The organism is Mesorhizobium sp. B3-1-6, assembly GCF_006439555.1.
GTDB lineage: Bacteria > Pseudomonadota > Alphaproteobacteria > Rhizobiales > Rhizobiaceae > Mesorhizobium.
Genome location: NZ_VFTM01000038.1, coordinates 1 through 13,315 on the forward strand (window position 1 = coordinate 1; position 13,315 = coordinate 13,315).

Below are 13,315 nucleotides of genomic sequence, written 5' to 3' on the forward strand. Positions count from 1 at the left end.
TCCCACTGGTCGTCCCGAAGCGCGTCGCAGTTCATCACTGATCCCCAAAAATCAGCGTTGAATCTGATTTGCCGGCCCGTGGGAATCCCAATTCCTTAAATCGTCACTACGGCCTAGTCCTTCAGGAATTCCGGTCCCTCGCCGATGATCTTCTTGTCGGGCTTGCCGATGGCATCGAGGTCGCGGCCGTCATAGGGCAGGGAAAGCAGGATACGTTGCATCACCGCGAGCCGGGCGCGGCGCTTGTCGTTGGCCCGCACGACGATCCAGGGCGAGAACTCCTTGTGCGTGCGCTCGATCATCTGGTCGCGCGCCTTGGTGTAGTCGTCCCACTTGCCGACGCCGGCGATGTCGATCGGCGAGAATTTCCAGTTCTTCAGCGGCGACCAGCGGCGGTCATGGAACCGTTCGAGCTGGGTCTCGCGGCCGATGTTCAGCCAGAATTTGAAGAAATGGATGCCCTCGTTGGAGATCATCCGCTCGAAATGCGGCGTCTCGTCGAGGAATTTCTCGTGCTGCTCCGGCGTGCAGAACCCCATGACCGGCTCGACGCCGGCGCGGTTGTACCACGAGCGGTCGAAGGTGACGAACTCGCCCGAGGTCGGGAAATGGTCGACATAGCGCTGGTAATACCATTGCCCCGCCTCGGTCGGCGTCGGCTTGGTCAGGGCGACGTTGCGCGCCGTGCGCGGGTTCAAATATTGCCGCAGCACGAAGATCGTGCCGCCCTTGCCGGCCGCGTCGCGCCCTTCGAAAAGCGCCATCACCCGCTTGTCGGTGGCCTGCAGCCAGGCCTGGGCCTTGACCAGTTCGATCTGCAGAGTCTCGAGTTCCTTTTCGTACTCCTCGCCTTTCATCTTCTTGTCGTAAGGATAGCCGCCGGCGGTGAGCTTGTTGTCCTCGATCCAGTCCGGGAGCACCGGATTGTCGATGTCGAACTCGCGCTCCTTGCCGCCGATCTTGATCTTGATCGGTGTCGTGACCGGCACCGCTTCAGCCGTTTCCTTGGCCTTTTTCATCCAGACGAACCTTTCCAGTTTGCGGACTCATGCTATGGAGCCCGTGCAGCGCAGCGCGCATTCGGGCGCAAAAACGCTGTAGCATTTTGATTTTGCGCATGAACCTTCGCGAAAATCGATCCTGATTTTCACGGTCCCATGCGTCAGGCCGGTCCAGCGAGCCGCTGGCCGGTCGAACGGGATGCGGGGTGGCGCGGGGCCTATGGCAGAGACGGGCGCGGGACAAAACAACAGGGGGCAGGCATTGGCGGCGCGGCTGTCACGCAACCGCTGGCTGCTTGGCGCGGGTGTTCTCGCGGTCCTTGCCGTTTATTTTTTCGCCGGCGTCTCCGTCTATGTGCTGATGCTGGCCCTGGCCGCGCTGGCGGCCGCCGCGATGCTGCCGGCAAATGCCGAACGCCAGCCAGCCGATACGGGAGCAGCGATCGAGGCAAGCGGGCTGCAGCGGCTCTCCGGCGAGTATCTGGCGGCCGCGGTCGCCGATCCGCTCATCATATTCGATCGCTCCGCCGCCATGGTTCACGCCAACGCCGCCGCCTTCGCCGCCTTCGGCGGGCTGGCTCCGGGGATGTCGCTGGCATTGAAGTTTCGCGCGCCGGAAATGCAGGCGCTGCTCGACGGCATTCTGTCGGGGCAGGTCGCCGCCGATGCGGTCGACTATACCGAGAAGCTGCCGGTGGAGCGGACATATCGGGTCAGCGCGTCCACGGTCGGCCATGCCACCGGCCTTTACGTGCTGGTGTTCAAGGATCAGAGCGAGACGCGTCGCATCGATCGCATGCGAGCCGATTTCATCGCCAATGCCAGCCATGAGCTGCGCACGCCGCTCGCCTCCATCGCCGGCTTCATCGAGACGCTGCGTGGGCCGGCCCGCAACGATCCGGCGGCGCGCGACCAGTTCCTGCAGATCATGCAGAACCAGACCGGCCGCATGGCCCGTCTGATCGACGATCTGCTCTCGCTGTCGCGGTTGGAGATGAAACCCTATCTGAGGCCGGGCACGGAGGTCGATCTTCGCCAGACGATCGATAGCGTCATCGATTCGCTCGGGCCGCTGGCCGGTGAGAACGGCGTCGTCATCGAGCGGGAGTTCGCCAACGGGCCGCTCGTCGTTCCCGGCGATCGCGACGAACTGTTCCAGGTCTTCGAGAATCTCCTAGAGAACGCCTGCAAATACGGCCAGTCAGGCGGGCACGTCACCGTATCGATCGCCGGCGGCGAGGATAGCCAACAGCCGGGCTTCGACGTCACGATAAGGGACTATGGTCCGGGCATTGCCGAAGAACACATCCCGCGCATCACCGAGCGCTTCTACCGCGTCGATGTCGAAAACAGCCGCACCCAGAAAGGCACCGGGCTTGGCCTTTCGATCGTCAAGCATATATTGACCCGTCATAACGCAAGATTGTCGATCAAGTCGGAAGTCGGCAAGGGCGCGGCGTTCACGGTTCATTTGCCGGCTCGCTGATCGTGTATCGGTTGCCAACCGGGATTTTCTTCTTTCTGTCATGCGGTTCGCGTATCAGCGACGGATTGAGGGAACGCACCAGCCGGCACAAACCGGGAAGGCATATCCATGCAGTCCGTCCATATCGCCAGTGCCTATGATGAAGAGCTGAAGTTCCTGTCGAAGCGCATCGCTGCGATGGGCGGCCATGCCGAGCGCATGGTCGAACAGGCGGTCGCGGCCCTGGTGAACGTCGACCATGGCCTCGCGCAGAAGGTCATCCAGGACGATCTCGTCCTCGACGAAGGACAGCGCGAGATCGACGACAAGGCCATCATCATCATCGCCAGGCGCCAGCCGATGGCGACGGACCTGCGCGAGATCGTCGGCGCGATCCGCATCTCGGCCGATATCGAGCGCGTCGGCGATCTGGGCAAGAACGTCGCCAAGCGCGTGGCCTCGGTCGACGGCCGCCAGCCGAATAGCCTTTTCCGCGGCCTGGAGGCCCTTGCCAATCTGGCGCTGACGCAGCTCAAGGAAGTACTCGACGTCTATGCCTCGCGCTCGGTCGAGAGGATCGGCCTCGTGCGCGACCGGGACGACCAGATCGACGCCATGTACACCTCGCTGTTCCGCGAGCTTTTAACCTACATGATGGAAGATCCGCGCAACATCACGCCTTGCACGCATCTTCTGTTCTGCGCCAAGAACATCGAGCGCATCGGCGACCATGCGACCAACATCGCCGAGACGATCTATTACATCGTCACGGGCGACCAGATGCCGGCCGATCGGCCGAAGGGGGACAAGACCGACAAGGTCGTGCTTCCCGCCACGGTGCCGGCTAAGTGAACCGGCGCCTCTCGAACGGCTTCCTGATTTAGGATAAGCTCCTCCAGGGACAGCGATTTTGTCAGTCGCAGTCTCGGGAGGTTTGCGATGGAACAAGTTCGGAACCTGACCCCGGCCCCAACGTCGGGCATCATTGCATCCAGCGTCTATTCGGGCGGCAAGCGCGTCGCCGACATCGCCGTCGAACAAGCCGGCGAATGGGCGGCAAAACCTGGCCATGTCGTCTGGATCGGCCTGCTCGAGCCCGATCGCAACCTTCTGCTCCGTGTGCAGGCGCAATTCCACCTGCATGATTTGGCGATCGAGGATGCCGAGCATCCGCATGCACGCCCGAAGATCGAGCAATATGGCGACGCCCTCTTCATCGTCGCCCGCACCGCGCAATTGATCGACGGCCGCGTCACGTTCGGCGAGACTCATCTGTTCGTCGGCGCCGGCTACATCGTCAGCGTCCGGCACGGCCCGTCGACCTCCTACGCCGCCGTGCGCCAGCACTGGGAGAGCTGCCCGCATTCGCTCGCCAAGGGCGAGGACTTCGTCCTCTACGCCATCCTCGATTTCATCGTCGACAATTACATGCCGGTGCTGGAGCAGATCGAGGACGAGGTCGAGGCGATCGAGGACAAGGTGCTTTTGAAGCCGATGACCGGTTCCGATATCGAGCGGCTCTACATGCTGCGCCGCGATCTGCTGCGCCTGCGCAATGCGGCGCTGCCGCTGGTCGAGGTCTGCCGTCGGCTGACCAGTGCCGAACTGCCGCAGATCCATGCGGCCATGCATCCGCTGTTTCGCGACGTGACCGACCACATCCGCACCGTGCAGGAAAAGATCGACTCACTGCGCGAGGTTCTGGCCTTCGCCTTCGAAGCCAGTCTGCTGGTCGGGCAGAGCCAGGAAACCGCAATATCCAAGAAGCTCGCCTCATGGGCCGCCATTCTGGCGGTGCCCACGGCCTTCGCAGGCATCTACGGCATGAACTTCTCCGACATGCCGGAACTGAAGATGGAATACGGTTATCCAATCATCCTGCTGGTGATGGCCGCGATCTGCTCGTTCCTGTACTGGCGGTTCAAGAAGAATGGGTGGCTGTGAAGAGAGCGAATAGCGAATAGGGAACAGCGCAAAAAACGGCTTGCTCCCTGTTACAGAAGCCAAGCCGTTCTATTCGCTATTCGCTATTCGCTATTCGCTATTCGCTATTCGCTATTACCTTGCCCGCCGCCGCTCCCCCGCCGGCTGGAACGCCACCCGGGAATGATACTTGCAATAGGGTCCCGTTTCGGCGGCGTCGTTGCCGCAGAAGTTGAAGTCTTCCGACAGCGGATCGCCGTTCGGCCATTTGCAGGTGCGTTCGGTCAGTTCGACGAGCTGCAGATGCCGCGAGATCGGCACGACCACGTTCTCGACCGGTCGGATATAATGGCGCGTGACCGGCTCTGCGTCGAACTGCACCTGCAGCGCGGTGGCGCCGATGGTGGCCGTCACGTGACGCGTAGCACTTGCGGCGCGGGTCACCGATTTCTGCATCGTGGCGCCTTGCGTCGCCTTTTTCTGTCGCGCCGGGGCGGCCGTCGCGCGGCCGCGGCCCGACAGCTTCAGGCGATGCACCTTGCCGATGACGGCGTTGCGGCTCACTCCGCCAAGCTGTGCGGCAATCTGGCTGGCGCTCAGGCCCTCCGACCACAGTTTCCTGAGAAGTTCTACCCGCTCGTCAGTCCAGTTCATGGGGCCGCGCTCCTGCTGAGGCGTGCGGTAGTCAGAATCCGTTCCCGACCCGGCTCCCGCCGGGCAAACGACACCACATATACCGGGTGATTAGGTCCGCCGCACGAAATCTAGTTATTTCTCGACTACAAATACCTTATGCGCTGACTCGGTGACAAGAGTCCCCAGGGCAACACGATTCGGTTTTCCCCAACTTGCCGGTCTACTTATGAGCCGGCGTGGCGTCGGAGCTTCGCCACGCGCTTCTGCGTGACGTTTTCGTTGACTTCATGGCCGAAAAACATGATAAGCCGCAAAGGCCGCCGCATTGGCGGCTTTTTTGATTTCCGGTTCCGGAGACGCATATAATGAGCGGTTCGGCGCTTTACGAGACCTTTGCTCGCGCCCCCCTGGCTTTCGACCGCGGGGAGGGGACCTGGCTGGTCACCGACAAGGGCGAGCGATATCTCGACTTCGCGGGCGGCATCGCGGTGAATTCGTTGGGCCACAGCCACCCGCATCTGGTGGCGGCGCTCACCGAGCAGGCCGCCAAGCTGTGGCACGTCTCCAACCTCTATGAGATCCCGGAACAGCGCCGGCTGGGCGAGCGGCTGGCCGAAGCGACCTTTGCCGACAAGGTGTTCTTCACCAATTCGGGCGCCGAGGCGCTGGAATGCGCCATCAAGTCGGCCAGGCGCTATCAATTCGTCAAGGGCCATCCCGAGCGTTTCCGCATCATCACGTTCGAGGGCGCCTTTCACGGCCGCACGCTGGCGACGATCGCCGCCGGCGGCCAGTACAAATATCTCGAGGGCTTCGGCCCGAAGGTCGAGGGGTTCGACCAGGTGGCTTTCGACGACATCGACGCCGCGGAAAAGGCGATTACGCCGGAGACCGCGGCGATCCTGATCGAGCCGGTGCAAGGCGAGGGCGGCATACGCCCGGTGCCGACGCAGTCCTTGAAGCGGCTGCGGCAACTCTGCGACAAGCATGGCCTGCTGTTGATCTTCGACGAGGTCCAGTGCGGCATCGGCCGCACCGGCAAGCTGTTCGCGCATGAATGGACAGGCGTCACGCCCGACCTGATGGCAATCGCCAAGGGCATCGGCGGCGGCTTTCCGATGGGCGCCTGCCTTGCCACCGACGAGGCGGCGACCGGCATGACGGCCGGCGTGCACGGCACCACCTTCGGCGGCAATCCGTTGGCGATGGCCGTCGGCAACGCCGTGCTCGACATTGTCCTGGCCGACGGCTTCCTCGAGGACGTGCAGCGCAAGGCGCTGCTTCTGAAGCAGGGCCTTGCGGCGGTGGCCGATGAATTCCCCGACGTCATCGAGGGCATCAGGGGAACCGGCCTGATGCTCGGCCTGAAATGCGCCATGCCCAACACCAAGGTGAACATGGCGCTGCGCGACCAGCACCTGCTTGCCGTGCCGGCGGGCGACAACGTCATCCGCCTCCTGCCGCCGCTCACCGTCACCGACGAGGAGATCGGCGAGGCGCTGGAGCGCATTCGCGGCGGCGCCAAGAGCCTGACCGACGCAATTGCGGCCGAAGCCGCCAAATAATTTCTGGAACCTGCCGATGAGTGTTCGCCACTTCACCGATCTATCCGCCGTTTCCGCAGGCGACCTGCGCATCATGCTGGACGACGCGGTGGCGCGAAAGACCAGGCTCAAGGCGGGCGAGCGTTCAAAACCGCTCGATGGCAAGGTGCTGGCCATGATCTTCGACAAGCCGTCGACGCGCACGCGCGTTTCCTTCGATGTCGGCATGCGCCAGCTCGGCGGCGAGACCATCATGCTGACCGGCACCGAGATGCAACTCGGCCGGTCGGAGACGATCGCCGACACGGCAAAGGTGCTGTCGCGTTACGTCGACGCCATCATGATCCGCACCACCTCGCATGACCGGCTGCTGGAGCTCACCGAGAGCGCCACCGTTCCGGTGATCAACGGGCTGACCGACGACACGCACCCCTGCCAGCTCATGGCCGACATCATGACCTTTGAGGAACATCGCGGGCCGGTGGCCGGCAAGACCTTCGCCTGGACCGGCGACGGCAACAATGTGCTGCATTCGCTCCTGGAAGCCTCGGCGCGGTTCCGCTTCAATCTCAATGTCGCGGTGCCGGAAGGCAGCGAGCCGTTCGAGAAGTATGTCGACTGGTCGAAAGCCAATGGCGGCAAGGTCCGGTTTTCCAGGTCCGCCGAGGAGGCCGTCGACAAGGCCGACTGCGTCGTCACCGACAGCTGGGTCTCGATGGGCCAAGAGCATCGCGCCCGCGGCCACAACGTCTTCCTGCCCTATCAGGTCAATGCGGCGCTGATGGCAAAGGCCAAGGCCGATGCTTTGTTCATGCACTGCCTGCCGGCGCATCGCGGCGAGGAGGTCACCGACGAGGTGATCGACGGGCCGCATTCGGTGGTCTTCGACGAGGCCGAGAACCGGCTGCACGCCCAGAAGGCGGTGCTGGCCTGGTGCCTGGGCGCTTGAGAAGGGCCGACCTGACCGCTTCCGGCCCGATCGGGCTCAACTTGATCTGGGGATATGTGATGCCTATTTGCGGGCCATCACGTAAATTGAACGCGCTTCGACGCATGCGGCTCATCGGGTTGCATGGCTGCGCCCCGGAGTTTTGTCATGTTGGAAACCCAGACCTTGGCTGAGCATAAACCCCAACTCGGTGAATTTGGCTTCGCCGGCGACGATCACGTCGTGCCTTACGAGGTCGCGCCGCTCGATGTGCGCGGCCGCACCGTGCAGCTCGGGCCGATGCTCGACGCTATTCTGAGCCGCCACAATTACCCAGAGCCGGTCGCCCGCCTGCTGGCGGAAGCCTGCGTGCTCACCGTGCTGCTCGGCACCTCGCTGAAGTTCGAAGGCAAGTTCATCCTGCAGACCCGCACCGACGGTCCGGTCGACATGCTGGTGGCCGATTTCACCACGCCGCATGCGCTGCGCGCCTATGCGCGTTTCGATGCCGACCGGCTGCAGGCGCTGACCGCCGCCGGCGAGACCTCGCAGCAGACGCTGCTCGGCAACGGCGTCCTGGCTCTGACCATCGACCAGGGCGCGCATACGCAGCGCTACCAGGGCATCGTCCAGCTCGACGGCACCTCGCTCGAGGATGCCGCGCGCACCTATTTCCGGCAGTCGGAGCAGATCCCGACCGATATCAAGATGTCGGTCGCCAAGCTGGTCACGCCCGGCCCGGCGGGCGCGCACGAGCAGTGGCGCGCCGGCGGCATCCTGGCGCAATTCCTGCCGCAATCGCCGGAGCGCATGCGCGTTCCCGATATTTCCGGTGGCGACGGCGATCCGCGTGACGTTGCGGACCACCCGGCCGACAATTCCTGGCAGGAGTTGCTGGCGCTGCTCGGCACGATCGAGCCGACCGAGTTGATCGACCCGACGGTGGGCGCCGAGCGGCTGCTTTACCGGCTGTTCCACGAACACGGCGTGCGCGTCTTCCGCGGCGTGCCTGTCGCCGACCAGTGCTCCTGCTCGCGCGACAAGATCCGCGGCATTCTCGAAGGCTTCTCGGCCCAGGAGATCAAGGACTCGACCGAGGACGGCGGCATCCACGTCGCCTGCGAGTTCTGCTCGACGCAATACGACTTCGACCCGGCCGAATTCGTGAAGTAGGAACCTTTCCTTCTCCCCATTTCACGGGGAGAAGGTGTCACGAAGTGACGGATGAGGAGCGGCGCTGTCGCTGGTGAAGATGGCTTCCGCCGTGGTGTCGCTTAAGATCTCGAGAAATCGGCGCTGCCCCTCATTGCACTGCCGGGTCTTTCTCCCCGTGAACGGGAAGAAAGACGCCGACGCCTAATTCACCGTGCGCCTTGTCCCCGGCATATCGAGCGAGAAAGCCGGAATGGCGATATCGAACGTCTCGCCGCGGCCGTTGCGCATCGTGTAATGGCCGACCATGATGCCCGACGGCGTCGAGAGCGGGCAGCCCGAGGTGTACTGGTAGCTGTCGCCGGGATTGAGTTCCGGCTGGTCGCCGACGACGCCGGCGCCGCGCACCTCCTCGACCCGGCCCCGACCATCGGTGATGTGCCAGTAGCGCGACACAAGCTGCACGAACTCGTCGGAGCGGTTGTCGATCGTCACCTGATAGCCCCAGACATAGCGGTTCTCGGACGGATCGGAGCGGTCCTCCAGATAGAAGGGCCGGACCAGCACTTCGATGTTGCGCGTCACTGCGCGATACATGGACCACTCCGGTTGCCGCCGCGGAACATTCGTTGCGCTTCGCTGTTGGGCGCGCAACGCCGACCATCCTGCCAGCCTTGTAGCGCACGTGCCGAAAAACAATGTCATTTAAGTGACACATGACAATGTTGGTGTGCACAAACCGTGCCGGGCGACTCGGGCGCTCTGTAACTGATGAAATGGGCGCATGCGGCCGAGAGCAATTCCAGGAAAAGTGTGGGCAGTTTTCCGTCCGGAATTGCGTGAAAACAAAGAGATAGAGAGTGACCAGATCTCGATGGAACTGACTATCGCAGCCGGCCTGGCTTCGTCAGCCCTTCTTTTGTCCAATCTCACCAGCATCCTGCTCGCCGCGTCGCGGCTGAAATGGCGGCATGTCATTGCGCCGCCCGTCGGCGCACAGCCGGTCTCGATCATCGTGCCGTCGCGCGGCGTCGAGCCGTTCACACAGGAGACCCTGCAGCGCGCCTTCTCGCTCGATTGGCCGCGCTACGAGCTGATCTTCTGCGTCGCGCATGCCGAAGACCCGGTGGTCAAACTGATCGATGCGGCGATCGCGCGCTATCCGAAGGTGCCGGCGCGACTCCTGATCGGCGACGACCGCGTCAGCGCCAATCCCAAGCTCAACAACTGCATCAAGGGCTGGCAGGCTGCGCAGCACGATTGGGTGGTCCTCGCCGATTCCAACGTTCTGATGCCGAGGGACTATGTCCAGCACCTGATGGCGGCATGGCGCCCGGATACCGGCCTCGTCTGCTCGACGCCGATCGGCTCGCGGCCGGATGGGTTTTGGGCCGAAGTCGAATGCGCCTTCCTCAACACGCTGCAGGCGCGCTGGCAGTATGCCGGCGAGGCGCTTGGGCTCGGCTTCGCCCAAGGCAAGAGCATGCTGTGGAACAAGCCGATGCTCGATGCCAATGGCGGTATCCAGGCTTTGGCCGCCGAGATCGCCGAGGACGCCGCCGCCACCAAGCTGGTCAACAGCCTGGGCCTGCGCGTTAATCTCGTCGCTTCGCCTTTCGAGCAGCCGCTCGGCCAGCGCCGGCTCGCCGAGATCTGGTCGCGCCAGGCGCGCTGGGCGCGGCTGCGCCGCGTCACCTTCCCGCTGTTCTTCGCGCCGGAGATCCTGACCGGCGCCGCAGTGCCGCTGCTGCTGGCGCTGATTGCGGCGGCAAGCGCCGGCGTCAGCCTGCCCACGACGGCCTTGGGCGTGCTGGCGATCTCCTACCTGCCGGAATGCCTGCTGGCCTTTGCGAAGGGCTGGTACCTGTCGCCGCGCAGCGTCACCGCGATGCTCACGCGCGACGCGATGCTGCCCGCCATCTGGGCGCGCGCCTGGTTCGGCGGCGCCGTCGAATGGCGCGGCAACGCCATGACCATCCGCACCAAGGCGATGACCGAACTGGAAGAGCTTGCCTAATGCATGTCGCGCAAAAGTGTGCAGCGGTTTTGCGATAACGACATGCATGAAAACAAAGCCTTAAAGCGCGTCGCCTGAATCCGCTTCAGCGCGACGCGCTTTAAAGTCCTGTGGCGACGGTCGCCGCTACAGGTCTTATTTGGCCGCCTTCAGCGCCTGCTCGATGTCCTCCAGCAGGTCGTCGGCGTCCTCCAGGCCGACGGAGAGCCTGAGCGTGCCCGGCCCGATGCCGAGTTCGGCCCGCGCGTCGTCGCTCAGGTTCTTGTGCGTCGTCGTCGCCGGATGGGTGATCAGGCTCTTGGCGTCGCCGAGATTGTTCGAGATCAGCACGATGTCGAGCGTGTTCTGAAAGGCGAAGGCCGCCTGCTTGCCGCCCTTGACGTCGAGGCAGATCAGCGTCGAGCCGCCCGACATCTGCTTCTTGACGATATCCGCCTGCGGGTGGTCGGCCCGGCCCGGATAGATGACGCGGGCGATCTCCGATCGGCCAGCGAGGAAATCCGCGATCTTGCCGGCGCTTTCGGTCTGCTGGCGCACGCGCAGCGGCAGCGTCTCCAGGCCTTTCAACAGCGTCCAGGCGTTGAACGGCGACAGGCTGGGACCGGTGTGGCGGAAATAGTCGTGCAGGTTCTCGTCGATCCATTTCTTGTCGGACAGGATGACGCCGCCGAGGCAGCGGCCCTGGCCGTCTATGTGCTTGGTCGCCGAATAGACGACGATATGGGCGCCGAGCTGCAGCGGCTTCTGCTGCAGCGGCGTGGCGAAGACATTGTCGACGATCACGCGCGCGCCGATGGAATTGGCGAGCTTGGCAACCGCGGCGATGTCGACCACTTCCAGCGTCGGATTGGTCGGGCTTTCGAGGAAAAACAGCTTGGTGTTCGGCCTTATCGCCTTTTCCCAATTGGCGATGTCGGTGCCGTCGACCAGTGTCGCCTGGATGCCGTAGCGCGGCGCCAGCGTCTCGACCACCCAGCGACAGGAGCCGAACAGGGCGCGCGCTGCAACGATATGGTCGCCGGCCTTGGCGCTGCAGAGCAACGCGGCTGAGACGGCCGCCATGCCGGAAGCGGTGGCGCGGGCATCCTCGGCGCCTTCGAGCGCGCACATGCGCTTTTCGAACATGTCGACCGTCGGGTTGGCGTAGCGCGAATAGATGAAACCGGGCTCCTCGCCCTTGAAGCGGGCTTCCGCGGCTTGCGCGGTCTCATAGACATAGCCCTGGGTGAGATACATCGCCTCGGATGTCTCGCCGAAGCCGGAACGCAGCGTTCCGCCATGCACGAGTGCCGTCTGAGGTTTCCAGTTGCGCTTCTTGGTGCTCATAGCCCTGCTTCCAGACACAAAAAAACCGGCCGCGAAGTCGCAACCGGTCCATATAGCCTTGCGGCTCGACGGTCCTTTAGCGACTTGTTTAACGTGGCTGCAAGCCGACCGGCCAAATCACCACGGGATAACGACGCTTTAAACCCGCGCCGCGCTTGCGTCAATTGCCGGCTTCATTAAGAGGTTTGTACCAGCAGAGCGGAGTTAAGACTTTGCGGCAGACAGGCATTCTTCCCGACCAGGATATTTCCGCGCTGTTCCAGTCCGGTGCGCTGAAGTCGCCGCGCGCGCTGGACACCAACCAGATCCAGCCGGCCAGCCTTGACCTGAGGCTCGGCGACACGGCCTTCCGCGTGCGAGCCTCCTTCCTGCCCGGCCCCGATCATCGGGTAGCCGACAAGCTCGAGCGGCTGAAGTTGCATGAATTCAGCCTCGCCGAGGGCGCGGTGCTGGAGACGGGTTGCGTCTACATCGTGCCGCTGCTCGAAAGCCTGGCGCTGCCCTCGAATGTGTCCGCTTCCGCCAATCCCAAGAGCTCGACCGGGCGCCTCGACATCTTCACCCGGGTGATGACCGATCGTGGCCACGAGTTCGACAAGATTGCCGCCGGCTATCACGGGCCGCTGTATCTCGAAGTCAGTCCGCGCACCTTCCCGATCGTCGTGCGGGCCGGCTCGCGGCTGTCGCAGATCCGTTTCCGCACCGGCAACGCGGTGCTTTCGGAGAGCGAGCTGCGCGACCTCCATCGCGCCGAGATGCTGGTCGCCACCGAGCCGCCCAATATTTCAGGCGGCGGCATCGCGCTCTCCATCGACCTCGACGGGGACAAGGACGGCCTTGTCGGCTATCGCGGCAAGCACCACACCGGCCTCGTCGATGTCGACAAGCGCGCCGCGCAGGATGTCGTCGATTTCTGGGAGCCGATTTACAAGAGCGGCGCCGGCGAACTCGTGCTCGACCCCGACGAATTCTACATCCTGGTCTCGCGCGAAGCGGTGCACGTGCCGCCGCTCTACGCCGCCGAGATGACGCCTTTCGATCCGCTGGTCGGCGAGTTCCGCGTCCATTATGCCGGCTTCTTCGACCCGGGCTTCGGCCACTCCGCCGCCGGCGGCAGCGGCAGCCGGGCGGTGCTGGAAGTGCGCAGCCACGAGGTGCCGTTCATCCTCGACCACGGCCAGATCGTCGGCCGTCTCGTCTACGAGCACATGCTGCAGCGCCCGCAGGCTCTTTACGGTACCGATCTCGGCTCGAACTACCAGGCGCAGGGCCTGAAGCTCTCCAAGCATTTTCGCGCCGCGCGCTAAGGTCTGAGCTGCTGAT

The 13,315-nt window shown here is 63.7% G+C and carries 12 protein-coding genes and 1 riboswitch; of the genes, 8 read left to right on the top strand and 4 right to left on the bottom strand.

The window, feature by feature from the left end; translation table 11 throughout:
- Positions 1-113 precede the first annotated feature (113 nt).
- Entirely contained in the window at positions 114-1,019 is a 906-nt protein-coding gene (ppk2, locus tag FJ414_RS26710; RefSeq protein ID WP_140647366.1) for a polyphosphate kinase 2, read from the bottom strand.
- Positions 1,020-1,221: 202 nt separating this feature from the next.
- Here ppk2 and FJ414_RS26715 point away from each other — a divergent pair, with 202 nt between their 5' ends.
- The 3 genes from FJ414_RS26715 (at position 1,222) to FJ414_RS26725 (ending at position 4,410) form a co-directional block, all read left to right on the top strand.
- A complete protein-coding gene (locus FJ414_RS26715) occupies positions 1,222-2,487 on the top strand; it encodes an ATP-binding protein (RefSeq protein ID WP_140647367.1) in 1,266 nt (421 codons plus the stop codon).
- Positions 2,488-2,595: 108 nt separating this feature from the next.
- Positions 2,596-3,318 (top strand): phosphate signaling complex protein PhoU, encoded by a 723-nt coding sequence (gene phoU / locus FJ414_RS26720; protein ID WP_140647368.1) that lies wholly within the window; start codon positions 2,596-2,598, stop codon positions 3,316-3,318.
- An 87-nt stretch (positions 3,319-3,405) separates the two neighbouring features.
- Positions 3,406-4,410 carry a magnesium and cobalt transport protein CorA gene (locus FJ414_RS26725; protein ID WP_140647369.1) on the top strand — a complete coding sequence of 335 codons (1,005 nt, stop codon included), beginning with the start codon at positions 3,406-3,408 and terminating at the stop codon, positions 4,408-4,410.
- 114 nt (positions 4,411-4,524) lie between these two features.
- Here the strand turns inward: FJ414_RS26725 and FJ414_RS26730 are convergent, their stop codons facing one another.
- Positions 4,525-5,043, bottom strand: coding sequence for a GcrA family cell cycle regulator (locus FJ414_RS26730; RefSeq protein WP_140647370.1), 519 nt, complete (start codon positions 5,041-5,043; stop codon positions 4,525-4,527).
- Between the two features lie 347 nt (positions 5,044-5,390).
- Between FJ414_RS26730 and FJ414_RS26735 the strand changes: the two genes are divergently transcribed.
- From FJ414_RS26735 to FJ414_RS26745, 3 genes are all read left to right on the top strand, one after another.
- Positions 5,391-6,590, top strand: coding sequence for an aspartate aminotransferase family protein (locus FJ414_RS26735; protein ID WP_140647371.1), 1,200 nt, complete (start codon positions 5,391-5,393; stop codon positions 6,588-6,590).
- A gap of 16 nt (positions 6,591-6,606) precedes the next feature.
- Complete coding sequence (argF, locus tag FJ414_RS26740) at positions 6,607-7,518, top strand: ornithine carbamoyltransferase (protein WP_140647372.1); 912 nt, start codon at positions 6,607-6,609, stop codon at positions 7,516-7,518.
- A 123-nt stretch (positions 7,519-7,641) separates the two neighbouring features.
- The gene (locus tag FJ414_RS26745; RefSeq protein WP_140647373.1) at positions 7,642-8,670 is read left to right on the top strand and encodes an Hsp33 family molecular chaperone; all 1,029 of its coding nucleotides are present in this window, start codon (positions 7,642-7,644) and stop codon (positions 8,668-8,670) included.
- Positions 8,671-8,853: 183 nt separating this feature from the next.
- On the opposite strand, the gene apaG is transcribed toward FJ414_RS26745, so the two are convergent.
- A complete protein-coding gene (apaG, locus tag FJ414_RS26750) occupies positions 8,854-9,246 on the bottom strand; it encodes a Co2+/Mg2+ efflux protein ApaG (RefSeq protein ID WP_140647374.1) in 393 nt (130 codons plus the stop codon).
- A gap of 277 nt (positions 9,247-9,523) precedes the next feature.
- On the opposite strand from apaG, the gene FJ414_RS26755 reads away from it, so the two are divergent.
- Entirely contained in the window at positions 9,524-10,666 is a 1,143-nt protein-coding gene (locus tag FJ414_RS26755; RefSeq protein WP_140647375.1) for a ceramide glucosyltransferase, read from the top strand.
- Positions 10,667-10,801: 135 nt separating this feature from the next.
- Here FJ414_RS26755 and FJ414_RS26760 read toward each other — a convergent pair whose 3' ends face one another.
- Complete coding sequence (locus FJ414_RS26760; RefSeq protein ID WP_140647376.1) at positions 10,802-11,992, bottom strand: O-succinylhomoserine sulfhydrylase; 1,191 nt, start codon at positions 11,990-11,992, stop codon at positions 10,802-10,804.
- A 56-nt stretch (positions 11,993-12,048) separates the two neighbouring features.
- A riboswitch (SAM riboswitch) is annotated at positions 12,049-12,126 on the bottom strand.
- A 78-nt stretch (positions 12,127-12,204) separates the two neighbouring features.
- Here FJ414_RS26760 and FJ414_RS26765 point away from each other — a divergent pair.
- Positions 12,205-13,299, top strand: coding sequence for a 2'-deoxycytidine 5'-triphosphate deaminase (locus tag FJ414_RS26765; protein WP_140647377.1), 1,095 nt, complete (start codon positions 12,205-12,207; stop codon positions 13,297-13,299).
- Positions 13,300-13,315 lie beyond the last annotated feature (16 nt).